This window comes from Bradyrhizobium sp. AUGA SZCCT0431 (assembly GCF_018131065.1).
Lineage (GTDB): Bacteria > Pseudomonadota > Alphaproteobacteria > Rhizobiales > Xanthobacteraceae > Bradyrhizobium.
In genome coordinates, this window is sequence record NZ_JAFCLR010000038.1 from 11,803 (window position 1) to 33,836 (window position 22,034).

The window sequence follows — 22,034 nt, forward strand, 5'->3', positions numbered from 1 at the left end:
TTTGGCTGACCGCCGCCAAATGTTTTGATCTGATTGCGCAACTGGTTGCGGCAGACCGGGGCGGAACTCATGCTCGCAGGGTCCCACGCCAAAACCGGGGACGATCGTAACGCGGCAGCGGAGCGGCTTCCCCGCGTCATCGGCAATGTTCAGACGGAAGCCCATGGCCGCCTCCCCGGCCAGGGGGCAAAGAGCGATTGCCCGCATGCCGACAGGCCGTTTCCTGGCATTTCGGGCCGCACTCACGCCCGTTTCGGCATCCTGTGGCTCACGGCGCTGACCTTCTCCATGATGAAGGAAGCCGGAGCCGCGGACCCCAATGTCGTTTTCCTGGACGACGGCAGCATAACCTACAAGGATCTGGAGCACGGAAGCTTCGAGCTTGTGACCAAGGAGCCTATCCCGCGGCACTTCTTCGTTGAGGATCCCGGCGAAACAGTCGTCCTGCGCGTCGAAGGATCCTCGATCAATATCAGCCGGGTCACAAATTCCTCCTCGCGAATGGCGGAGTTGCAGGCAGCCCAGCAGGAAGCGCTCGCCACCCTTGCGAAAGGCATGGAGTCAACCGGGTCGAGCACACCTCCTTTGGTCGATCGGCTGCCGGTGCAACCGATCAATTTTATCGAGACTGACGTCCCCTCCCCGGCGGGGGATTCGCTCCTGCCGCTGCCGGTGCCCAACTTCCCGGTCACCGAAATTATTATCGCAGCCCTGCCGCCTGTCCCGCCGACGCTGAATGCCGTGACAGGGCCGACCGAAATCGACACCTCGGCGTTTGACACCTTCACCGCGACGAGCGGCACTTTCGTTGCCAGCAGTTCCAACGGCGCCACACTGACTTACGGCATCAGCGGCGGGACCGCCGGCAGCACGGTACTGGATGGGGAGACATTCGATGTCTCGCAGACGGGCCCCTACGGCACGCTTTACGTCAACAGCACGACCGGCGATTACACTTTCGTTCCGGACAGTCACGCGATCAATGCGCTGACTGATCCCACGACCACGAGCTTCACCGTCACGGTGTCTGACGGCGCGCTCGCAGCCAACCAGGCCTTCACGATCTCCATCAACGGCACCAACGACGCGGCCGTCATTTCCGGTGCCGCGACGGGTTCAACGGTCGAGGCCAGTGGCGTCGCCAACCGCGCGCTGGGCATGCCGACCGTGACCGGCACGCTCACCAACACCGACGTCGACAATCCACACGATACCTTCACGGCGATCGAGACGCCCACTGCGAGCGCGGGCGGCTACGGCAGCTTCGCCATAACGGCGAATGGCGTGTGGACCTACACGCTCGACGAGACCAACAGCGCGGTGCAGGCGCTCAATGTCGGCGGCACACTGACCGACACCTTCACCGTGACCACCGTCGACGGCACCGCCAAATCGATTACGGTCACCATCCAGGGCGCCAACGACGCGGCCGTCATTTCCGGCGCCACGGCCGGCGCGGTGATCGAGGCGGGCAGCGCCGAGCACGGCACGGCGAGCGCGACCGGCACGCTGACGGACACCGATGTCGACAACACGCCGAACAGTTTTACGTCGGTTGACTCGCCTAACGTGAGCGCGGGCGGCCATGGCACCTACACATTGACCGCGGACGGCGTGTGGACCTACGCAGTCGACGATTGCGACCACGCGGTGCAGGCGCTCAACATCGGGGACACGCTGATCGACACCTTCACCGTGACCACCATCGACGGCACGCCGCAGGTGGTGACGGTCGAGATCCAGGGAGCGAACGACGCGGCCATCATCTACGGCACCACCACCGGGTCGGTGACCGAGGCTGGGCACCATGAACACGGCAAGCCGACCGCGTGCGGTACGCTCACCAACACCGACATCGACAATACGCCCAATACCTTTACGGCCGTCAGCGCGCCGACGGTGAGCGCGGGCGGCTATGGCACCTTCACCATGACGGCGGATGGCAAGTGGACCTACACGGTCGACGACAACAACGGCGCGGTGCAGGCGCTCAATAGCTGCGACACGCTCTGCGACAGCTTCACGGTCACCACCATCGACGGTACCCCCCAGGTGGTGAAGGTCACCATCCAGGGCGCCAACGACCCGGCCGTCATTTCCGGTACCACAGCCGGAAACGTGATCGAGGCTGCCTGTCATGAATACGGCCAGCCGACTGCGTGCGGCACGCTCACCAACACCGACGTCGACAATACGCCCAGTACCTTCACGCCTGTTTGCTGGCCGGAGGCGAGCACGGGCGGCTACGGCACCTTCACCATGACGGCGGCCGGCGTGTGGACCTACACACTCGACAACAACAACTGCACCGTGCAGGCGCTCAATAGCTGCGACACCCTTTGCGACAGCTTCACGGTCACAACCATCGACGGTACCGCCCAGGTGGTGAAGGTCACCATCCAGGGCGCCAACGACCCGGCCGTCATCTCCGGCACCACAGCCGGCTGCGTGGTCGAGGCTGGTTGTGATGATCATGGTAATCCGGTCGCGTGCGGCAGGCTCACCGACACCGACGTCGACAACACGCCCAATACCTTCACGCCGGTTTGCTGGCCGGAGGCGAGCGCGGGCGGTTATGGCAGCTTCACCATGACGGCGGCCGGCGTGTGGACCTACACGCTCGACAACGCCAACTGCACCGTGGAGGCGCTCAATAGCTGCGACACCCTTTGCGACAGCTTCACGGTCACAACCATCGACGGCACCGCCCAGGTGGTGAAGATCACTATTTACGGCACCAGCGACGGATACGATTTCATGGCGTCGGCCGCCGGCGACTCGTTCCAGTTCAAGGACGAGATTTCCGGCTTTGACGGTTCAAACGTCATCGATCCCCTCGATGTGGATTTTGCCCAAGCGGCAATCAGCCAAAGCGAAGATGTTGGAGGAATCAGCGGACAACTGGCGACGTCAGCGGGAGCACAAACGCTTGCTCAATCGCTGTCAGGACAACCCGCTGATGACAATTTCAGTTTCGCTCTCGAACCGTTGGCGAGCGCCGTCGCTTTTCATGCGCCGCACGACCTGATGGTGTGACGGCTTCCGGGACCGTGGCGTCACGTCGTGCCGGAGATGCCGGCGATTCCCATCGAGGGCGCGAGAGAAACAGTCAGCAAACACGGATCCCGTATGTCGCTGCGCTGATGCAGGCTGCTCGCTGCGCGCGCCTTCCGAAGAAACCAAGGTCTCCGAAAGGCGCTGCAGGACTTTTACTTGGTGACCTTCTCGACCACCGCATCGATGCCCATGCGGATCGCGGTGCCGGTGGCGAAGGCAACCACGACGACCGGGATCCAGATGAATCCGCCCGAGACGGAGTCGAGTTCGACAGCATTCAGTTCGCGCGCTTCAGTGTTCAGCTTGGTCATATCAGTCTCTCCCGTTATCGGTGGAAGGACTGTCCCCGCCACTCGTAAGAGATTGATAATCCGCGGCGCGCCAGGCCGCTGTGTCGGACATCACACTCAACTCGGTGCGTGGAACGGGTGTAGCGCGCAGCCCGAACAAACCGGAATCCGTGATTCTGTCGCGCAACCTGTTTTGGCGCAAACGCCACAGAATCGTGAAGCCGCTACGGATTGCGGCGGTGCGGCCCGCGCATTACCTCGCACACTACGGGTTTGCCTGGAGCAAATGTAATGCGCTCTGTTTTGGCCTTGGGCCTTTTGATCGCCCTCTGTGCTTCTGCCAACGCCGCAAAGGTGCAGCACTCCAAACCGCATGCGGGCCAGTCACGCTCGGCTCAACCCGTTGCTGCCACCAAGGGCTATGCTGTACCCGGCTGGACCGACGCACAGACGCGGTATTGGATGGACAGCTTTCACGGCGGAACGGATTGACGCCGAGCGGCACTATATTTTTTTCCGGCCAGCGTTTGCGCCAGGGGCTTCCACCCATGCTGCAGTCCGTAGGACGGATTGAGCGACAAGCGTTCGCCGAACGCGCGTTGCGCCCGGGTTTTGCTAACTATCCGCGCATCACAGCATTGGCCTTCTCGGCGGCGGCGGTCATGGCAATCTTCGCCGATTTCGCTCCCGAGACGACTTCATTCACGCCGATCATGAAGGCGTCCATGATGGGTCTCGATTGCGGATGGAAAAGTATCGCCTTCGCGCGGTCGACGTCGGCATTTTGCAGATTGGTCAACGCCGCCGCGGCGGCCTGCGGGCCGAACGCCTTCTTGAAGCCCTCGCTCGACCAGGCCGACAGGCGTGTCGTCGCGAGCCCCGCCGCTGCGGTCTGCAGCGAGGTCGCCTTGCTTGTCGCCCACAGCAGGAACAGGAAAGCTGCCCGCTTGTTTCGCGATTTGGAATTGATGCACGCCTGCCAGTGCGACATGAAGGGGACGGATGCGTGCCCGGCGGCATGCGGAAAGGCTGCAAACTCGGCCTGCTTCGTCACGCGACTCTTGGCTGGATTGGAGATGTCGGTCGCGAAGTTGCTGCTGTCGATGGCCATTGCCGTCCTTCCCTGCAGGAAGTCGTCCAATACGTGGTACCATTCATAGCTGCCGACGCCGACCGGCCCTGCCTGGCTGAGCAGCTGTCCAAACATCTCGACGGCCGCGATCGCCTCGGGGCTCGCGAACGCGGCCTTCTTGTCCTTGACCATGTGCCCACCGTAAGAGAACACAAAGCTCATGGCCGGCACGGACGAATTGCCGCCGGCCTGCGCCCGCATGGCAATCCCGGACATCCCGTTGGTCTTGATTGCCTTGGCGGTGGCAAGCAGTTCTTCGAAAGTCTGGGGAACCGCTAGGTTCCTGGCTGCCCGCGCATCGCTGTTGATGAACAAGGTCACCGCCTCGGAGGTGATCGGGACGGCGTAGCGTTCGCGGTCCGACCACAGCGGAAAGGCGCGGGCCGTCTTGAGAAGGTCGCTCTCGTCGTACCAGCCGAGATCGGTCAGCGACCTGTCGGAATAATAGGCGTTCAGCGGCTCGAGCCATCCTGCCGCGATGCCCTGGCCATAGGTCGTCCACATGAAAACGTCGGGGGTGCTGCTGCCACGGTTGAGCTGTATCGGCAGCGCGCCCAGATAGGCGGTCTCCAACCGGAAGTCGGTAGCGACGATGATACCGGTGAGCTTGGTGAAGTCCCACAAAAGCGGAGTGATCGCGTTCGACCAGGGATGGATTGCGCCCGCGAGCGTGATCGTCTGCCCCGCAAATTGCTTCCAATCAATCGCAGCCTTGGCATAGCTCGCGGCGGCATCCTCCGCAAAACCCCACCGCGGCAGCATGGCGAGGGCCGGCAATGTCGCCCCCGCCGCGCCCAATCCTTTGACGAAGCTCCGCCGGCTGGCCGAGCTTGGACTCCTCGGAAACTTTTCGCCTGGACCCATGTGGTTTGGAGCCATGAGGTTGCTCCTGCCGGGGGATCGGCCTTCACAACAAGCGGGCGGGCCTTACCCGTGACGTGCTGGCCCCTTGCGTGTAATCTACACGGTGGAGCTTGCCGGTTCCCGTCGCATCCCGCGGACCGCGGCTATATTTTCATTATACTAGCAATGTTCTGCGTCGGCATCAGAAAATAATCGCTCACGCGAGCATCGAAGACCAGGCCAATGTCAGTCACTCTGAGCCAGTCCTCTCGGTGGTTTGCTCGTCCGCTGGCGCTGGTGGTCGCGGTTCTTCTAACTGTGGTTGTCGCAACCGGGTTTCTCGGCTTCAGATATTGGCAGGAGCGACAAGCGGCAGATCTCTTGTTCGAGCGTGGTCGCCAGGTGCTTGAGACGCTGGATCGGCTGCGGACTGTCATCGCCGACGTGGAGGCCCAAAGGCGCGGGTATCTGCTGACTCTGGACCCCTCATATCTCAAGGCCTACGGCGTCTCCGACGAAAGCGTGCGCCGCGACGCCCAGGCGCTCCAGGCTCTGGTAGCGAGCGATCCATTGCAGAACCATCGTGCGGGACATCTGGCGCTGACCGTTGCGGCAAAGCTGCGCGAGATCGATGACATCGTCAATACCGCCCGAACCAGCTCTGGGCCGGCAGCGCTGGCGATGATCCGCAGCCTGGACGAGATCCGGTCGCAAATCGACCAGATGGTGGACCACGAGCGCTTCCTGCGCGTGGATCAGGAGAGGCGCGCCAAGGCACTCGAACAACGCAAAGCCGGGCTGATCGCTACGGCTGTCGTCGTTGTCGCGGTCCTGGCAGTGGCAGCGCTGGCGCTCGCACGGTTCGAAGCGAGACGGCGGCGAAAAGCGACCGAGGAGAACGTTCAGCTCCAGAGCGATATCGAAGAGCGTGACAGGAAGATCCGGCGCCTGGTCGACGCCAACATCATCGGGATCATCATCTGGGAAGTCGACGGGCGCATTCTTGAGGCCAATGACGAGTTTCTCCGCATGGTGGGATATTCCCGGGAGGACCTCACCGCGGGTCACCTGCACCGGACATCCCTGACCCCGCCGGAATGGCGCGACCGCGACGCGCGTACCGTGGCAGAGCTGAAGCGGATCGGGACGGCCCAACCGTTCGAGAAAGAGTACTTGCGGAAGGACGGAAGCCGCGTCCACGTGCTGATCGGCGGGGCGATGTTCGAAGAAGGTACAAATCAAGGTGTTGGCTTTGTCCTCGATCTGACCGAGCGCAAGCGGGCGGAAGAGGCGCTGCGGCAAAGCGAGGAGCGCTTTCGCACCCTCGTGCAATTCTCCTTCGACGTGTACTGGGAGACCGACGCGCAGCATCGCTTTACTCACCAGGAGTTCGCCGAGAACCTTGCCGACGCGCCGGCGTGGGGCTCCGAGATCGGAAAGACGCGCTGGGAGGTGCCCTACCTGGAGCCCGACGCAGAGGCCTGGCGCAAGCACCGGGAGATGCTCGATGCCCACCTGCCGTTCCGTGATTTTGAGCTCGCGCGGCCGGGTCCTGACGGCAGCAAGCGTTACGTGTCCGTCTCGGGGCTGCCGATGTTTGACGAGTCTGGGCGCTTCGTCGGCTACCGCGGCGTCGGGCGGCACATCACCGAACGCAAGCGGGCCGAAGAGGCCCTGCGCTCCGCGCAGGCGGAACTCGCCCACGCCAATCGCGTCGCCACGATGGGGCAGCTGACGGCCTCGGTCGCCCATGAAGTCAGCCAGCCAATCGCCGCGACCGTGCTCAACGCCCAGGCGGCCTTGCGCTGGCTGGGCGCTCAGCCTCCGAACCTCGGCGAGGTTCGGCAGATCCTCGGTCAGATCACGGATGACGGCAAGCGTGCCGGCGACGTCATCGGCTGGATCCGGGCCCTCATCAAGAAAGCCCCGCCTCGGAAGGAGAGCCTGGAAATCAACCAGGCGATCCTCGAGGTCATAGCTCTGACCCGCGGCGAAGCGGTGCAGAACGGCGTCTGGGTGCGGACGCAACTCGCAGAGGGCCTGCCGCTCATTCATGCGGATCGGGTCCAGCTGCAACAGGTGATCCTCAATCTGATCATGAACGCGATCGAAGCGATGAACGGCACCAGCGAGGGAACGCGGGAGTTGCTGATCAGCACTGCCGCAGAGGCCTCGAACGGCGTGCTCGTCAGCTTGCGGGATACCGGTCCGGGACTGGATCCGGCGAGCCTCGAGCACCTCTTCGACGCATTCTACACGACAAAGTCCAGTGGCCTCGGCATGGGACTAAGCATCTGCCGTTCGATCATCGAAGCGCAGGGCGGACGGATCTGGGCCGACGCCAATGAACCGCGCGGCGCCGCCTTTCATTTCACCCTGCCCTTGCAACGGGAAGAGATCGCTCCTGCCGAACACGCCGGCCCAATGCAGGCGGTATGAAATGCTGGTTCGGGGAGCAAGCCGCGGTCGCGAATGCGCCTGATCGCGGGCGTTAGCGGAATTCGAGCGGCGCGTTCCCTCGCCACTTCCTTACCGAGTCTCATTCCGCATACCGTTGCGCTCGTGCGAGCTGCTCGCTCGAGATAGCCGTCATCAGAACCCGGCCTTGAAGGCACCTGACGCAAGTGAATTTGCGAGCCGCAGCGACGCTGAAATTGTTTCAAATCGCTGACCATCGAATTTGATGTCGTAGTGTTTGGCGAGCCAACTCAGTCTTTTCTCAATGCCCGTCGTTATCGGCTCGCCCGCAATGCCGACAGAGTTCAACGGCCAGATTCCAACGGGGACGATTTCGAGCGTCGCGCGCACCAGTTTGGTCCCATCGCCAAAGCTCCTTCCGATGTCGATGGGATCCACTTTCACTACCGTCTTCGGATCGTTCATGTCGCGAAACCGAACCAGCATGGGAAGGCCGTCCAGCGGCAGCTCGCGCTTGCCAGACAGTCGAGACACCTCCTTCAAGCCCTCTTCGACCGGTCTCGGAAGACTGCCCCCGGAAAACCCGAACGCGCGAAGCACAATCCATTCCGCCCCTGACCGATCATCGGTATCCTTTGTCAGCAGCGCGAACAACGTGCCGCGAGAACCGAGATCGAGGGCAATCGCTTCACCTCTGTAACGGACGCGGAGTTCTTGCTGAGAGGCAAAGCCCGACTGCTTGCTGTAGGTCACTTCACGGACGCTAGATGCGGTCTTCAGTTCGCCGTCCACCCGCGCGTCAAGCGTCAAGCGATATCGCACTGTGACGCTCGGAAAGGCCGTCATCCAGAGCACGACCACGCCGGCGATCAGCAGGCTCGCGATGATGAGCCGCTTCATGCAAATAGCCCATGCGATGTGAGCGAGCCTCTGCTTTCCATCGCCCATACATGGCGCAGCTTCATTGACAAATCGCTTCGCCCCAAAGTTGCATTCGCCCCCGCCCCGTTAACCCCACTTCTTAAGCGCCCATCCACCATTGCCGGACGGACCCGGCGCTTAACCATTTCGATTAACATCCCCTCAATCCACTCCCGACAAATCTAGCGACCGTACTGGGGAGAGATTGCCGTGGACGGGTTTTCGCTGAACCTCTTTGCCATCGAATTCATCGGGCTGATGATGGTAGCGCTCTGCCTCGTCGTGCTCGCGCTGCCCTCGGGGCGCCGGCCGTCGAAGCACGCCCGCTACGAGTAATTCTTTCCGGCCAGCCTGGCTTCTGCCTGGCTTCGACCTGGATCCTTGGCCGGAACCAAGTTTGCAGGGCACGCCCCAAGCGCGTCCTGCCGCAAAGCGCACGCAGAAAGCGGTGCTTTGCCTCCTATTCCGGGCCAAATTTTGCCCAAAGACCCTTGACATACCAGCGCTTTCGGCCGAACGCCTGTCGTAAGCGTCATGGACTGTTCATGGATCTGATTACCACCACTTCCGACCTTGCGGCTGCCTGCGATCGCCTCTCCAAGCACCCGGTCATCACCGTCGACACGGAGTTCCTCCGCGAGACGACCTATTATCCCCTGCTCTGCGTCGTGCAAATGGCGAGCGCGGACGAAGCCGTCGTGATCGACACGCTGGCCGAGGGCATCGACCTCAAGCCGTTCTTCGAGCTGATGGGCAATGAGGCGGTGCTGAAGGTGTTCCACGCCGCGCGCCAGGACATCGAGATCGTCTGGCACCAGTCCGGCACCATTCCGCACCCGATCTTCGACACCCAGGTCGCGGCGATGGTGCTCGGCTATGGCGACAGCATCGCCTATGACGCGCTGGTCGAGCGCATCACCGGCCACCGGCCGGACAAAACGCACCGCTTCACCGACTGGTCGCGCCGACCCCTGACATCAGACCAGATGCATTACGCGGTCTCCGACGTCACCCATTTGCGCGACGTGTTCGCGGCGCTGGACGCCGATTTAAAGAAGCGCGGTCGCAGCGAATGGGTCAGCGAGGAGATGGAAGTCCTGACCTCGCCGAAGACCTATGATTTCCACCCCGAGCGCGCCTGGGAGCGGCTGAAGACGCGGGTGCGCAAGCCCAGGGAATTGGCCGTGCTGATGGAAGTCGCAGCCTGGCGCGAACAGGAAGCGCAGAGCCGCGACGTGCCGCGCAGCCGCGTGATGAAGGATGACGCGGTCGGCGACATCGCCACCCATGCGCCGACCTCGCTGGAGCGTCTCGCCAATTTGCGCTCGCTGCCGAAGGGTTTCGACCGCTCCAAATGGGGCAGCGACATCGTCGCCGCCGTACAGCGCGGCATCGCGCGCGATCCTGCGACCTTGCCGAAGCTCGAAAAGCCGCGCGGCAATTCGAATGGCGCTGCGATCGTCGAGCTCCTGAAGGTGCTGCTGCGAATGACCTCGGAGCGTCATGCGGTGGCCAGCAAGGTGATCGCAACCGTCGACGACCTCGAGCAGATCGCGGCCGACGACCAGGCCGACGTCGCCGCACTGCATGGCTGGCGCCGCGAATTGTTCGGCGAGGCGGCGCTATCGCTGAAGCACGGCAGGCTGGCGCTCGCGATCGAAAAAGGCCGCGTGGTCAGGGTCGATCGGGATAAGGCGGTTTGAAGCAGTAAAGTTTGTGGCGCGGGCCTAGGCTTCGCTTACTCTAACCTCTCCCCGCTAGCGCGGGGCGAGGGAGAAGGAAAACTCACCACTTCAGCTCAAGGCCGAACGTGCCCTGGTGCGACTGCATCGCGGCGCGGAATTTGGCGTCGTAGTTGATGTAGAGGCGCGCGGTGTTGGTCAGGCTGAGCGAGGCCGAGGCGCCGGCATCCGCGCCGTACTGGCTTTCGCCGATGCCCTGGAAGGTCACGCTCTGGGCGCCGAGGCTCACCGTCGTGTCGGAGAAATTCTGCACGACGTTGTTGACGAATTTGCCGTAGGCCGACAGGTCCAAAATCTTCTGGTCGAAGATCCAGTAATGCCCGACCTCGGCACCGACAAGCACGCGGAAGCGCTGCACGGTGGCGCCCGTTGCCGTCACCGGATCGAGGCCGCCGAACTCCTGGAACGCTCCGCTCTGGGCGCGGACATATTCGACCGCACCCTTGGGCACGATGCGGTACTGGTCCTTGGACCAGTAATAGCTGATCTCGCTCAGCACGCCGTCGAGCCTGGCGTTGTAGCCGGCGGTCGCGAAACCCAAACCGGTATCGCGGCGCGAATTGATGTTGCCAAAACCGTGCACGATCACGTTGGCCCAGGTCCACGGCCCGGCATCGACGGAGGCGTTGAAGCCGAACTGGGTCAGGTCGATCCTGGCCGACTGCAACGCCAGCGGCACGTCGATGTCGGTGCGGCTCTGGTCGACGGAGAAGCCGACATTGACGCCGGTTGCGATGCGCGCGCCGATGCCGGCGACGCCGCCCCAGGTCTTGCGGGTGTCGCCGACGAAAAACCCGAGCGGACCGTTGTTGGCCGAAATGCCATAGCCCTCGAACCAGGTCCGGTAGCGCGGTGTTTCCGCAGCCTCGGAGGCGCCGCCGCCGCCGGGATTGGTCCGCATCATGCGGCTGAAGCCGCTGGTGGTGCCGAACCGTTCCAGGAAATTGCTGCCGAGATTGGTGATGGTTGATGTCGACGACACCGCTGAGTTGATCATCTGCGGCGTCGGGGACGGCGATGGTGTGGGCGTTGGCGAGGCCGTCGGTGTTGGCGTGGGGGTCGGCGTCGGCGTCAGCTGTGCCTGCGCGGAAGAGACGCCGAACGCGAGCACGAACGCAATCGCCGCCAGTCGCGCCAACGCGCGACCGCCCCCGAACCTCTCCGCTCGCGATGCGCAGCGCATCAATTCCATTCCCGAAAAAAGCGCCCGCTCGAAAAATGCGCGACAAGCCGGTCGGCAAGCCCGGATTTGCGCCCAGTTCGTGCAGAGCGTCAATCGCTTGCGGACCTCACCAGGGACTGAATAGAAGCCGTTGTGGTGCGGCGGCCACAGTGCCTTGCACTGGGTGGCACTGGCCTAGTCCTGGACGGGCCAAATCAGGGTTCCGTCCGGCGCGGCCTGTCCCGAAATCCTGCAGACGTCGCCTTCGAGGCGGACCTTGCCGCTGGCGAGCAGCCGCAACGCCTCGGGATAGATTCGGTGCTCGATGCCGAGGATGCGCTGCGCCAGCGTCTCGGCGGTATCGTCATCGGCGACCGCGACCGCGCCCTGCATCACAATCGGCCCGGCGTCGGTTTCCGGGATCACGAAATGCACGGTGGCGCCTGATATCTTCACGCCGGTCCTGAGCGCCTGGCCGTGCGGATCGAGGCCCGGAAAGGACGGCAGCAGCGAAGGGTGGATGTTGAGCATTTTGCCGTACCAGCGTTTGACGAATTCGGCGGTGAACAGCCGCATGAACCCGCCAAGGCAAATCAGCTCGACATTCTTTTCATCCAGCGCCTGCTGCAGGACAGCCTCGAAGCCGGCGCGGTCCTTGCCGAACGGCTTGCTCTCGATGACGGTCGCGGGAATGCCGCTCGCAGCAGCTTTTTCCAGGCCACCGGCATCGGCGCGGTTGGAAATCACGGTGACGATTTCGGCCGGGAAATCCGGTGCTTTGGCCGCGTCGATCAGCGCCGCCATGTTCGATCCGCGCCCGGAGATCAGTATGGCGACGCGGCGCTTCATGGCGTCACCGCGACAGGTCCAGATGACCGTTATAGACCACGCGATTCTCGCCTTCCGCCGCGATCACTTCGCCGAGCAGGGCTACGGTCTCGCCGCCCTCGGTGAGGATCTCGGTGACCCTGTCGACCGCATCGGGCTTGACGATCGCGATCATGCCGATGCCGCAGTTGAAGGTGCGCAACAGTTCGAGTTCGGCGATGCCGCCCTGCTCGGCCAGCCATTTGAAGACCGGCAATACCGGCAGCCGCGCCAGATCGATGCCGACCCCGAGATGCTTGGGCAGCACGCGCGGAATATTGTCGGTGAAGCCGCCGCCGGTGATGTGGGCGAGACCCTTGATGGCGCCGGTTTCGCGGATCGCGCGCAGGCAGGATTTCACGTAGAGCCGCGTCGGCGCCAGCAGCGCGCCGCCGAGCGTCATGACGGGCGAGAACGGTGCCGGCGCGTCAAAGCAGAGGCCGGCGTTTTCGACGATTTTCCGGACCAGCGAGAAGCCGTTGGAATGCACGCCCGAGGAGGCAAGACCGATCACGGCGTCGCCGATCGCAATGTCTGAACTCGGCAGCAGCGTGCCGCGCTCGGCAGCCCCGACCGCAAAGCCCGCGAGGTCGTAATCGCCGTCCTTGTAGAGGCCGGGCATTTCCGCGGTCTCGCCGCCGATCAGGGCGCAGCCGGACTCCCGACAGCCCTCGGCGATCCCAGCCACGATCGCCGCCGTGGCTTCCGGATCGAGCTTGCCGCAGGCGAAATAGTCGAGGAAGAACAGCGGTTCGGCGCCCTGCACCACGAGGTCATTGACCGACATCGCCACCAGGTCGATGCCGATTCCGCCATGCAGGCCGGTTTCGATCGCGATCTTGACCTTGGTGCCGACGCCGTCCGTCGCGGCCACCAGTACCGGGTCCGTGAAGCCGGCTGCCTTGAGGTCGAACAGCCCGCCAAAGCCGCCGATTTCGGCGTCGGCGCCGGCGCGGGCGGTGGCACGCACCATCGGCTTGATGAGATCGACAAGGCGATTGCCCGCATCGATATCGACGCCCGAATCGGCGTAAGTGAGCCCGTTTTTGCGGTCGATCATGCTCAATTCCCGTCAGAAGACGGCTGGTTACGAGGATTTCGGCGATCCTGCAATGGCTCGCAAGCGCGGGGTCGATATACTATGTAGATAACAACCGACCCGCCCCGCAAAGGGCCGGATCTGTTAGGTAATTAGGCCGGTAGCCGGGAAGCGACCGAGTTGAATATTCCGAACATCATTACACTGGGTCGCATCATCCTGGTGCCCATTATCGTCTGGGCGATCGCCTCGAGGCAGATGGAGATCGCGTTCGCGATCTTCGTGATTGCCGGCGTCAGCGACGCCGTCGACGGTTTCCTCGCCAAGCGCTTCAATATGACCAGCGAGCTCGGCGCCCTGCTCGATCCCCTCGCCGACAAGGCGCTTTTGGTCTCGATCTACGTCTCGCTCGGAATCTGGGGCGCGGTGCCGCTGTGGATCGTGATCCTGGTGGTGTCGCGCGACATCATGATCGTCACCGCCGTGATTGTGTCATGGTTGTTCGACAAGCCTATCCCGATGAAACCCTTGATGGTCTCGAAGCTCAACACGGTGGCGCAGGTGGCGTTCGCCGCCCTGGTGCTGGCGTCGCTCGGCTTCAACTTCAAGCCGGCGCCATACGACCTGATCCTGATGGGTTTTGTTACGGTCTTTACTTTGGTTTCCGTCTCCCTCTATCTCGTGGAGTGGGTGCGGCACATGAGTACGATCGAGGCCAAATAGGCGTTTTGTTTGAAGCGTTTTGTTTGACGCGTTTTCCTCACGCGAACCGGTACCCACTTCGCTTGAAAACGCCATGGTTCCGGAGACTTGCGTGGCAGTTCGCGTTCAACCCCGTCAGCTTGCCTTTGCGCTGCCGCACGCGGAAAGCCTGACCCGCGACAATTTTCTGGAAGGGCCGGCCAATGAAGCGGGCCTGGCGCTGATCGAAAGCTGGCCCGACTGGCCCAACCGCATCATGCTGCTGGTGGGCCCGGAAGGCTCCGGCAAGAGCCATCTCGCCGCGATCTGGGCCGAGCAAGCCGGCGCCCGCTCGATATCCGCACACGCTTTGACGCCCACCGCCGTACCCGGCGCGCTTGCGACGGGGGCGCTGGTGGTCGAGGACCTGAAACCGGGGGGGTTCGACGAGCGCGCGATGTTTCACCTGATGAATCTGGGGCGGGAAGACGAAGCCTCCATTCTGATGACGGCGCGGATGGCGCCATCGGCCTTCGAGGTCGAACTGCGCGATCTGCGGTCGCGGCTGCGCGCGGTGCCGACGGTGCCGCTATTGCCGCCCGACGATCTCTTGTTCCGCAGCCTGATCGTCAAATTCTGCGCCGACCGTCAGCTGAGCATCGACGAGACTGTCGTGAGCTATCTCGCCAGCCGGATCGAGCGGTCCTATGCGGCCGCGCGCCAGGCCATCGACCTGCTGGATAGCGAGGCGCTGCGGCTCGGCCGGCCGGTGACCCGGGCGCTGGCGGCCGAACTGCTCCGCAACGCCTGACGGGCGCTGCTGCCGCTGCGCGACATGTCACGCCCCCGCCGCCTTGACGGCGGCGGCCGGCGGAACATCAATGTCATCGAAACGTCATCCAACTATCACATGGTGCGCACGGCATCCGCCTAGACTGGCGCTGCGCTCCAACTGAGATGGATCGAAACTTCATGGACTCGGCACAAGCTATTGAAATAAAAGAAAAAGACGTAGTTGCCGAAGCGCCTTTGGCGATCGCCACCAGCCCGGAGCGATTCATCAATCGCGAGCTGTCCTGGCTGCATTTCAATCGCCGGGTGCTCGAGGAAGCCGTCAATCCCGGCCATCCCACGCTGGAGCGGGTCCGGTTCCTGTCGATTTCAGCCAATAACCTTGATGAATTCTTCATGGTCCGTGTCGCCGGTATCAAGGCGCAGGTCCGCGAAGGGATTGCCGAACGCAGCCCGGATGGCCTGACCCCCTCCGAGCAGCTTGTCCGCATCAACCAGACGGTTTCGGAACTCGCCTCCGACCAGCAGGCGATCTGGAGCGATCTGCGCACCATTCTGTCCCAGACCGGCATCATTCTGGTCGACAGCCACGACGTCACCAAGGCCGAGCGGAGCTGGATCGAGGATCACTTCCTCCACAACATCTTCCCGCTGCTGACGCCGCTGGCGATCGATCCGGCGCACCCCTTCCCGTTCATCCCGAGCCTTGGTTTCACGATCGCGCTGCATTTGTCGCGGGTCGCCGACGGCAAGCCGATGAACGCGCTGATCCGCATGCCCGGCAAGATCGACCGCTTCATCCGCATGCCCGCCGGCAAGGACGGCGCGGTGCGCCTGATCACGCTGGAACAGGCCACCGGCCTGTTCATCGGCCGGCTGTTCCCCGGCTACACCGTCAAAGGCCAGGGCGCCTTCCGCATCATCCGCGACTCCGAACTGGAAATCGAGGAAGAGGCCGAGGATCTGGTCCGCCTGTTCGAGACCGCGCTGAAGCGGCGGCGGCGCGGATCGGTGATCCGGCTCGAGATCGAAGCCAAGATGCCGGAAGAGCTTCGCGCCTTCGTGCAACGGGCGCTTTCCACCACCGACGACGAGGTGTTCCTGGTCGATGGCGTGCTGGCGATGAACGAACTGTCGCAGCTGACGCGGCTCGACCGGCCCGACCTCGAATTCGTGCCCTATGTGCCGCGCCATCCCGAGCGCGTGCGCGACCATGGCGGCGATATCTTCGCCGCGATCCGGCAGAAGGATCTGGTGGTCCATCACCCCTACGAATCCTTCGACGTCGTCGTGCAATTCCTGCAACAGGCCGCCCGCGACCCCGACGTGGTCGCCATCAAGCAGACGCTCTACCGCACCTCGAACAACTCGCCGATCGTGCGCGCGCTGGCCGAAGCCGCCGAAGCCGGCAAGTCGGTGACCGCCTTGATCGAACTGAAGGCGCGGTTCGACGAGGAAGCCAATATCCGCTGGGCGCGCGACCTCGAACGCGCCGGCGTGCAGGTGGTGTACGGGTTCATCGAACTGAAGACCCACGCCAAATTGTCGATGGTGGTGCGCCGCGAGGGCGGCAACCTCACCACCTATGTCCACACCGGCACCGGCAATTATCACCCGGTCACCGCGCGCATCTATACGGACCTGTCCTACTTCACCTCGGACCCGATCATCGGACGCGATGCGGCGCGGGTGTTCAACTACATCACCGGCTATGCCGAGCCCAGCGACATCGAGCGCATGGCGGTGTCGCCGCTGACGCTGCGCAACCGCATCATCGAACACATCAAGGGTGAATCCAATTACGCCCGCCACGGCAAGCCCGGCGCGATCTGGATGAAGATGAACTCGCTCGTCGATCCCGACATCATCGACGCGCTGTATGAGGCCTCGCAGGCCGGCGTCGCGATCGAGCTCGTGGTGCGCGGCATCTGCTGCCTGCGGCCCGGGCTGCCCGGACTTTCCGAGAACATCCGCGTCAAATCCATCATCGGCCGGTTCCTCGAACACGGCCGAATCTACTGCTTCGGCATGGGTCAAGGCCTGCCGAGCACAAAAGCTGCTGTGTATATCTCGTCCGCCGACATGATGCCGCGCAACCTGGACCGCCGCGTCGAGGTGCTCTGTCCGCTGCAAAATCCTACGGTTCATCAGCAGGTTCTCGAACAGATCATGGTCGCGAACCTGAAGGATACCGAGCAAAGCTGGCAATTGTTGCCGGACGGGTCTTCAACGCGTATGAAGGCCGCGAAAGGCGAAGAGCCGTTCAATCTGCACAACTACTTCATGACGAATCCGAGTCTGTCAGGCCGTGGAAAGTCTCTCAAGGAATCTTCGCCGCGCCGCCTCACGCGCCGTAATGAGCGTCAGCATTCGTCCTAGCGGGTTGCGTCATATGGGGGATTGGCGGTGAAGCGGCCGCGCAAGCGCGCTACCAGCGTCGCCGTCATCGATATCGGTTCGAACTCGGTTCGTCTCGTCGTCTATGAAACGATGGCGCGCAGCCTCGTCACGATCTTCAACGAGAAGGCGCTGTGCGGGCTCGGCCGCGAGGTCCAGACCACCGGGCTGCTGGCGACCGACGCCGTCGCCAAGGCATTGACCGCGCTGCGGCGGTTTCGCGCGTTGTGCAAAATCCAGAAGGTCGGCCGCGTCTATGCGATCGCCACGGCGGCCTGCCGCGACGCCTCCAACGGCCCCGATTTCATCGCCAAGGCCGAGCGCATCTGCGGCGCCCGCATTCAGATCCTGTCGGGACCGCGCGAGGCCAAATTGTCGGCGCTCGGCGTCGTCTCCGGCGTGCATGATCCCGATGGCATCGTTGGCGATCTCGGCGGCGGTTCGCTCGAACTGATCGACGTGCACCGCAACCGCGTCCGCAGTGGCGTCACGCTGCCGCTCGGCAGCCTGGCGCTGCAGGATCTGTCGGACAAATCGCTGAAACGCGCCGACCGGATCGTCCGGGACGAACTGTCCGACGTCGCCCAGCTCAAGGCCGGCCGCGGCCGCACCTTCTATGCGGTCGGCGGCACCTGGCGCGCGCTGGCGCGCATCCACATCATCCAGAGCGACTACCCGCTGCGGGTGATGCACGGCTATTCGATCCCGGCGGCGGATGCGCTCGACTTCGCGCAGCGGCTGAGGCGGCTGGTTGCGGCCAACATGCTGGCCAATATCGAGATGATCTCCGACGCGCGGCGGCCGCTGCTGACCTACGCGGCGCTGGTGCTCGAACACATCATTCGCGTTGCCAAGCCCAAGACCATCGTGTTCTCGACCTTCGGCGTGCGCGAGGGGCTGCTGTATGAAAAGCTGCCGCCATCCGAGCGCGCCCTCGATGGATTTATCTGCGCCGCGCGAACGCTGAACCAGCTGTTGTCGCGGTCCGCCCGTCATGCCGAAGAACTGGTCTCGTGGACCGATCGTCTGGTCAGGGTCGTGAAGCTGCGCGAAACCGTCGAGGAACGCCGGCTGCGCCACGCCGCATGCCTGCTGTCCGACATCGGCTGGCGGGTGCATCCGGACCATCGCGGCGAAGAGACGCTGAGCCTGATCACCAACGGCAATTTCGGCTCGATCAGCCACCAGGGCCGCGCCTTTGTCGCGCTGTCGGTGTTTTATCGCTACGCCGGTCTCAGCGAGGAAAACGAACCGCCGGCGCGAATCCGCGAGCTGGTGCCTCCGGCGATGGACGAACGCGCCAGAATGCTGGGCGCGGCGTTCCGCGTTGCGCATCTGATCTCGGCGGCGCGAACCGGTGTGCTGCCCGCGACGCATTTCCGCAGCCAGGGCCGCAAGCTGATGCTGGTGTTCGAGCACCGGATGGTCGATCTGGTCGCCGACCGCGTCGGCAGCCGCTTCAAGCAATTGGCGCGGCTGGTCGGACGCTCCGGCTCGATCGTGCGGCGCTAGCGCGTGAATCCAGGCGTCAGGCTTCCGCCTGATCCACGCTTGCATCATCTTCGTCGACTTGCAGGATCGTTTCCGAAAGACGGGCGGCCGCTTTCTGGAGCGGAGCGATAAAGCGATCCAGTTCGGCGAAGCTCACGCGCGCCACCGGGACGGAGACGCCGAGGCACGCGATCAATTCACGGTCCGGCGAGACGATGGGGACCGCGCATCCAACCACTCCCTTCACATACTCCTCATTGGTTTTGGCCCAGCCGCGGCGCCGGGTCTCCTCCAGAACCCTCAGTAACGCGTCGCAATCCACGACGGTGGTTTCCGTATATTTCGTCAGCGCAAGCGCCCGGCACAGCTTCTCGCGCGCCCTCTCCGGCAAACGGCTCATGTAGATCTTTCCCGTCGACGTACAGTGTATTGGAGCGGCCTCGCCCGGATTGAATTGGAGGCCTTGCGGTTGCGATACGCGCACGCTGTCCACGTAGGCGACCACGTTATCGCGCACCACTCCGATCTCGCATTGCTCGCCAATTTCACCTGCAACCGCTCGCAACACCGCGTGCCGGCGCGCCGTACGAAAGGCGGCGCCAATGACCTTCGCGGACAACGTGACCAGCTGATTGCCGACCACGTATCGCTTGGTTCCCAGTGCCTTCTGAAGCAGACCGCGCTCCTCCAAATTTCCGATCAGCCGATGCGCGGTCGGAAGTGGGAGTGAAAGCGCTTGGGCGATCTCCGCTACCGAAACGGCTTTGGTTTGCCCCGCGACATGACCAACGACAGCAAATGCGCGGTCGAGTGGTCCATCGCTTCTGGCTTGTTCAGCCATGTCGGCCTCCAATCCGGTTATTGTTCATGACATAAATTATCATTTTTCGGAATGAAAACCACTTAAATATGAAAATTATATTGTACGCACGCCTGGAATGCCCATAACGTTGGCTGTGCCGGCAGGTGAGTAGGATTTGTGCAGGGCACATCGTGATTTGCGACCGCCATTCCCGCCCGCCGCGGATTTTCGCTTCGTCGATGGGCCACGTGCCAGGCCGGCGGGGCGCTCAACGGGAGAGAAGGATGTCTCGTCACTACGACGTCGATGCCGTGCGGAAGGAATTCCCGGCCGCCGAGAGGATGGTTTATCTCGACTCGGGATTCCAGGCACCGCTCGCACGTCCCGTAAAGGCAGCGATCGAGCTCTTTCTGCGCGAGGGCCTGGAGACGGCCGGACCGAAAAGCGTGTGGCTCGATCGCGTCGAGCAGACACGCGCCAAGGTCGCGCGCTTCCTGGGCGTGTCCGCCGACGAGATCGCTTTCACGAAGAACACCTCAGAGAGCATGAACATTGCGGCAAACGCCCTGCCTCTACGCGCGGGTGACAACGTCCTGATGATCCACGGCGATCACCCCAACAACGCGTACGCCTTCCTCAATCTGCAAAAGAAGGGCGTCCAGGTTGACTTCCTGCCGATGACGGAAGTCGTGAATGCAGAGAGCTTTCTGCCCCACATCGACGAGAACACCCGCGCGATCTCGATGTCGCATGTGACTTTCCACGCCGGGCACCGCTTCGACATCGAAAGCATCGGCGCGTTGTGTGCGGAAAAGAAGCTCTATTTCATCGTCGACGTCATGCAGGCGATCGGCGTCGTCCCGATCGATGCCAAGGCGATCCGCGCGAGCTTCGTCGGGTCGGGAAGTCACAAGGGCTTGCTGGTTCCCCAGGGGCTCGGACTGCTCTACTGGGACAAGGCCGTGAACGAGCTGGAGCCAACTTATCTGGCAGCCGCCAGCCTGGCAGCTATTCCCACTGATCTGATAGCTCGTCCGGAAAATCTGATGCCGGCCTCGAGCGCCCGGCGTTTCGAACTCGGCAACTTCAACCTTCCGGCAATCCACGCGCTCGGGGCTTCGCTCGACATGATCGAGCAAATCGGCGTGCAGAACATTCAGAACCATTGCTTCGATCTCGGCGACCATCTCATCGCCCAACTGGATGAACTCGACATCCGCCTTGTCGGTCCACGAGACCGGCAGCACCGCGCGCCGCACATCTACGTCGTCGATCTGCCAGCGGCCGAATGGCTCGGTTACTTCGAAGAGAGCGGCGTACGCGTTTCGCCCGAACGTGACGGCATCCGCGTGTCGTTCGGCATGTTCAACACGACCACCGACGTCGATCGCTTGATCGAGCTTATCCGCCGGCGCGGCCGAAAGACATCAAGCAAAGCAGCTTAGACCTTCGATCACTGAGGAGGATGCAGGACATGAGGAATTTTGCGCGGGTACTGGGACTTCTGCCGAGCCTACTGGCGGCTGGCGCCATGGTCGAGCCGTCTGCCGCAGCGGACAGCCCGACACTCACCAAGATCAAGTCCAGCGGCGCTGTTACGATAGGTTACCGCGAGGCCTCCATTCCCTTTTCCTATCTCGGGGCCGATCAAAAGCCTGTCGGGTTCTCGCTGGATCTCTGCGCGGCAATCGTCGAGCGCATCAAGACCGACCTCACGCTGCCCAATCTCTCCGTCAAGTACACGCCGGTAAATTCGTCGAACCGAATTCCTCTGATCCAGAACGGCACGGTCGACATCGAATGCGGGGGAACGGCGAACGACAAGAAGCGACAGGAGCAGGTGTCGTTTTCGGTTGCAACGTTCGTCAGCCAGCCGCGATGGCTCGTAAAGGCCGATGGCGGACTAAAGAGCGCCGCCGACCTGAAGGGAAAGACCATCGTCGTGACCCAGGGCTCCAACGCGGTCGGATTCGCCCAGGCGGTAAACACCAAGGAACAGCTTGGCTTCAGCATTGTGCAGGCGAAGGATCATGCCGAGTCGTTCCTGATGCTGAGCACCGGCCGCGCCGCGGCTTTCATGGAGGACGACATCCTGCTCGCCGGCCTCAAGGCCGCCGCGCCCAATCCGAACGCGCTGGCATTCCTCCCCGAAGGCTACGCAAAGATCTATTATGGGTTGATGTTCACGAAGGGGGATAGCGGGTTCAAGGCGCTCGTCGACGACGTTCTCTCCAGGCAGATGGCATCAGGCCAGTTCGAGAAGACCTACGCGAAGTGGTTCACCGGCCCGATCCCGCCGAAGAACGAGAATCTCGCGTTCCCGTTGACGGATGCCCTCAAGCAGAGGATCGCGCATCCAAGCGATGCCGTAGACTAGATGCCGTAGACTGGTCTTGGCGC

At 63.0% G+C, this 22,034-nt stretch carries 18 protein-coding genes; 11 read left to right on the plus strand and 7 right to left on the minus strand.

From position 1 onward, the window contains the following. Positions 1 to 69 precede the first annotated feature (69 nt). Complete coding sequence (locus JQ567_RS29145) at positions 70 to 3,036, plus strand: VCBS domain-containing protein (RefSeq protein ID WP_212442019.1); 2,967 nt, start codon at positions 70 to 72, stop codon at positions 3,034 to 3,036. 173 nt (positions 3,037 to 3,209) lie between these two features. Here JQ567_RS29145 and JQ567_RS29150 read toward each other — a convergent pair whose 3' ends face one another. After that, complete coding sequence (locus JQ567_RS29150; RefSeq protein WP_212442020.1) at positions 3,210 to 3,368, minus strand: hypothetical protein; 159 nt, start codon at positions 3,366 to 3,368, stop codon at positions 3,210 to 3,212. A 598-nt stretch (positions 3,369 to 3,966) separates the two neighbouring features. Further along, a complete protein-coding gene (locus tag JQ567_RS29155) occupies positions 3,967 to 5,256 on the minus strand; it encodes an ABC transporter substrate-binding protein (RefSeq protein ID WP_249165804.1) in 1,290 nt (429 codons plus the stop codon). 309 nt (positions 5,257 to 5,565) lie between these two features. On the opposite strand from JQ567_RS29155, the gene JQ567_RS29160 reads away from it, so the two are divergent. Beyond that, positions 5,566 to 7,761 (plus strand): PAS domain S-box protein, encoded by a 2,196-nt coding sequence (locus tag JQ567_RS29160; protein WP_212442021.1) that lies wholly within the window; start codon positions 5,566 to 5,568, stop codon positions 7,759 to 7,761. Positions 7,762 to 7,914: 153 nt separating this feature from the next. On the opposite strand, the gene JQ567_RS29165 is transcribed toward JQ567_RS29160, so the two are convergent. Further along, positions 7,915 to 8,640, minus strand: coding sequence for a hypothetical protein (locus tag JQ567_RS29165; RefSeq protein ID WP_212442022.1), 726 nt, complete (start codon positions 8,638 to 8,640; stop codon positions 7,915 to 7,917). Between the two features lie 231 nt (positions 8,641 to 8,871). On the opposite strand from JQ567_RS29165, the gene JQ567_RS38730 reads away from it, so the two are divergent. Then, positions 8,872 to 8,997 carry a hypothetical protein gene (locus JQ567_RS38730; protein ID WP_283815164.1) on the plus strand — a complete coding sequence of 42 codons (126 nt, stop codon included), beginning with the start codon at positions 8,872 to 8,874 and terminating at the stop codon, positions 8,995 to 8,997. A 209-nt stretch (positions 8,998 to 9,206) separates the two neighbouring features. Further along, positions 9,207 to 10,364, plus strand: a complete 1,158-nt coding sequence (gene rnd, locus JQ567_RS29170) for a ribonuclease D (RefSeq protein ID WP_212442023.1) — start codon at positions 9,207 to 9,209, stop codon at positions 10,362 to 10,364. An 82-nt stretch (positions 10,365 to 10,446) separates the two neighbouring features. Here the strand turns inward: rnd and JQ567_RS29175 are convergent, their stop codons facing one another. After that, complete coding sequence (locus tag JQ567_RS29175; RefSeq protein ID WP_312017486.1) at positions 10,447 to 11,385, minus strand: autotransporter outer membrane beta-barrel domain-containing protein; 939 nt, start codon at positions 11,383 to 11,385, stop codon at positions 10,447 to 10,449. On the opposite strand from JQ567_RS29175, the gene JQ567_RS38940 reads away from it, so the two are divergent. Beyond that, on the plus strand, positions 11,366 to 11,710 hold the full coding sequence (locus tag JQ567_RS38940) for a hypothetical protein (RefSeq protein ID WP_312017487.1): 345 nt from the start codon (positions 11,366 to 11,368) through the stop codon (positions 11,708 to 11,710). The two genes, JQ567_RS29175 and JQ567_RS38940, sit on opposite strands and share 20 nt — an antisense overlap. Positions 11,711 to 11,760: 50 nt before the next feature. On the opposite strand, the gene purN is transcribed toward JQ567_RS38940, so the two are convergent. Further along, positions 11,761 to 12,414, minus strand: coding sequence for a phosphoribosylglycinamide formyltransferase (purN, locus tag JQ567_RS29180; RefSeq protein WP_212442025.1), 654 nt, complete (start codon positions 12,412 to 12,414; stop codon positions 11,761 to 11,763). A 4-nt stretch (positions 12,415 to 12,418) separates the two neighbouring features. After that, entirely contained in the window at positions 12,419 to 13,492 is a 1,074-nt protein-coding gene (purM, locus tag JQ567_RS29185) for a phosphoribosylformylglycinamidine cyclo-ligase (RefSeq protein ID WP_212442026.1), read from the minus strand. 159 nt (positions 13,493 to 13,651) lie between these two features. Between purM and JQ567_RS29190 the strand changes: the two genes are divergently transcribed. The 4 genes from JQ567_RS29190 to ppx all read left to right on the plus strand — a co-directional run bounded on the left by JQ567_RS29190 (position 13,652) and on the right by ppx (position 18,853). After that, complete coding sequence (locus tag JQ567_RS29190) at positions 13,652 to 14,194, plus strand: CDP-alcohol phosphatidyltransferase family protein (protein WP_212442027.1); 543 nt, start codon at positions 13,652 to 13,654, stop codon at positions 14,192 to 14,194. Between the two features lie 91 nt (positions 14,195 to 14,285). Further along, positions 14,286 to 14,963: a DnaA/Hda family protein gene (locus JQ567_RS29195; protein ID WP_212442028.1), complete on the plus strand. Its 678-nt coding sequence runs from the start codon at positions 14,286 to 14,288 to the stop codon at positions 14,961 to 14,963. Positions 14,964 to 15,124: 161 nt separating this feature from the next. Further along, on the plus strand, positions 15,125 to 17,323 hold the full coding sequence (locus tag JQ567_RS29200; RefSeq protein WP_212442029.1) for an RNA degradosome polyphosphate kinase: 2,199 nt from the start codon (positions 15,125 to 15,127) through the stop codon (positions 17,321 to 17,323). A 27-nt stretch (positions 17,324 to 17,350) separates the two neighbouring features. Next, the gene (gene ppx / locus JQ567_RS29205) at positions 17,351 to 18,853 is read left to right on the plus strand and encodes an exopolyphosphatase (protein ID WP_212442030.1); all 1,503 of its coding nucleotides are present in this window, start codon (positions 17,351 to 17,353) and stop codon (positions 18,851 to 18,853) included. 16 nt (positions 18,854 to 18,869) lie between these two features. On the opposite strand, the gene JQ567_RS29210 is transcribed toward ppx, so the two are convergent. Next, positions 18,870 to 19,673 (minus strand): IclR family transcriptional regulator, encoded by an 804-nt coding sequence (locus JQ567_RS29210; RefSeq protein WP_212442031.1) that lies wholly within the window; start codon positions 19,671 to 19,673, stop codon positions 18,870 to 18,872. A gap of 245 nt (positions 19,674 to 19,918) precedes the next feature. On the opposite strand from JQ567_RS29210, the gene JQ567_RS29215 reads away from it, so the two are divergent. Together JQ567_RS29215 and JQ567_RS29220 are read left to right on the plus strand one after the other, a co-directional pair. Then, positions 19,919 to 21,079, plus strand: a complete 1,161-nt coding sequence (locus tag JQ567_RS29215) for an aminotransferase class V-fold PLP-dependent enzyme (protein WP_212442032.1) — start codon at positions 19,919 to 19,921, stop codon at positions 21,077 to 21,079. Between the two features lie 29 nt (positions 21,080 to 21,108). Beyond that, positions 21,109 to 22,011 (plus strand): transporter substrate-binding domain-containing protein, encoded by a 903-nt coding sequence (locus tag JQ567_RS29220; protein WP_212442033.1) that lies wholly within the window; start codon positions 21,109 to 21,111, stop codon positions 22,009 to 22,011. Positions 22,012 to 22,034 lie beyond the last annotated feature (23 nt).

What these genes read in the sequence shown, in the direction of transcription:
- JQ567_RS29160 (WP_212442021.1), top strand. Translation starts at nt 5,566, where the DNA reads ATGTCAGTCACTCTGAGCCAGTCCTCTCGGTGGTTTGCTCGTCCGCTG.
- JQ567_RS29210 (WP_212442031.1), bottom strand. Translation starts at nt 19,673, where the DNA reads ATGGCTGAACAAGCCAGAAGCGATGGACCACTCGACCGCGCATTTGCT.
- rnd (WP_212442023.1), top strand. Translation starts at nt 9,207, where the DNA reads ATGGATCTGATTACCACCACTTCCGACCTTGCGGCTGCCTGCGATCGC.
- purM (WP_212442026.1), bottom strand. Translation starts at nt 13,492, where the DNA reads ATGATCGACCGCAAAAACGGGCTCACTTACGCCGATTCGGGCGTCGAT.
- JQ567_RS29215 (WP_212442032.1), top strand. Translation starts at nt 19,919, where the DNA reads ATGTCTCGTCACTACGACGTCGATGCCGTGCGGAAGGAATTCCCGGCC.
- JQ567_RS29220 (WP_212442033.1), top strand. Translation starts at nt 21,109, where the DNA reads ATGAGGAATTTTGCGCGGGTACTGGGACTTCTGCCGAGCCTACTGGCG.
- JQ567_RS29150 (WP_212442020.1), bottom strand. Translation starts at nt 3,368, where the DNA reads ATGACCAAGCTGAACACTGAAGCGCGCGAACTGAATGCTGTCGAACTC.
- JQ567_RS29165 (WP_212442022.1), bottom strand. Translation starts at nt 8,640, where the DNA reads ATGAAGCGGCTCATCATCGCGAGCCTGCTGATCGCCGGCGTGGTCGTG.
- JQ567_RS29145 (WP_212442019.1), top strand. Translation starts at nt 70, where the DNA reads ATGCTCGCAGGGTCCCACGCCAAAACCGGGGACGATCGTAACGCGGCA.
- purN (WP_212442025.1), bottom strand. Translation starts at nt 12,414, where the DNA reads ATGAAGCGCCGCGTCGCCATACTGATCTCCGGGCGCGGATCGAACATG.
- JQ567_RS29200 (WP_212442029.1), top strand. Translation starts at nt 15,125, where the DNA reads ATGGACTCGGCACAAGCTATTGAAATAAAAGAAAAAGACGTAGTTGCC.
- JQ567_RS38940 (WP_312017487.1), top strand. Translation starts at nt 11,366, where the DNA reads ATGGTTGATGTCGACGACACCGCTGAGTTGATCATCTGCGGCGTCGGG.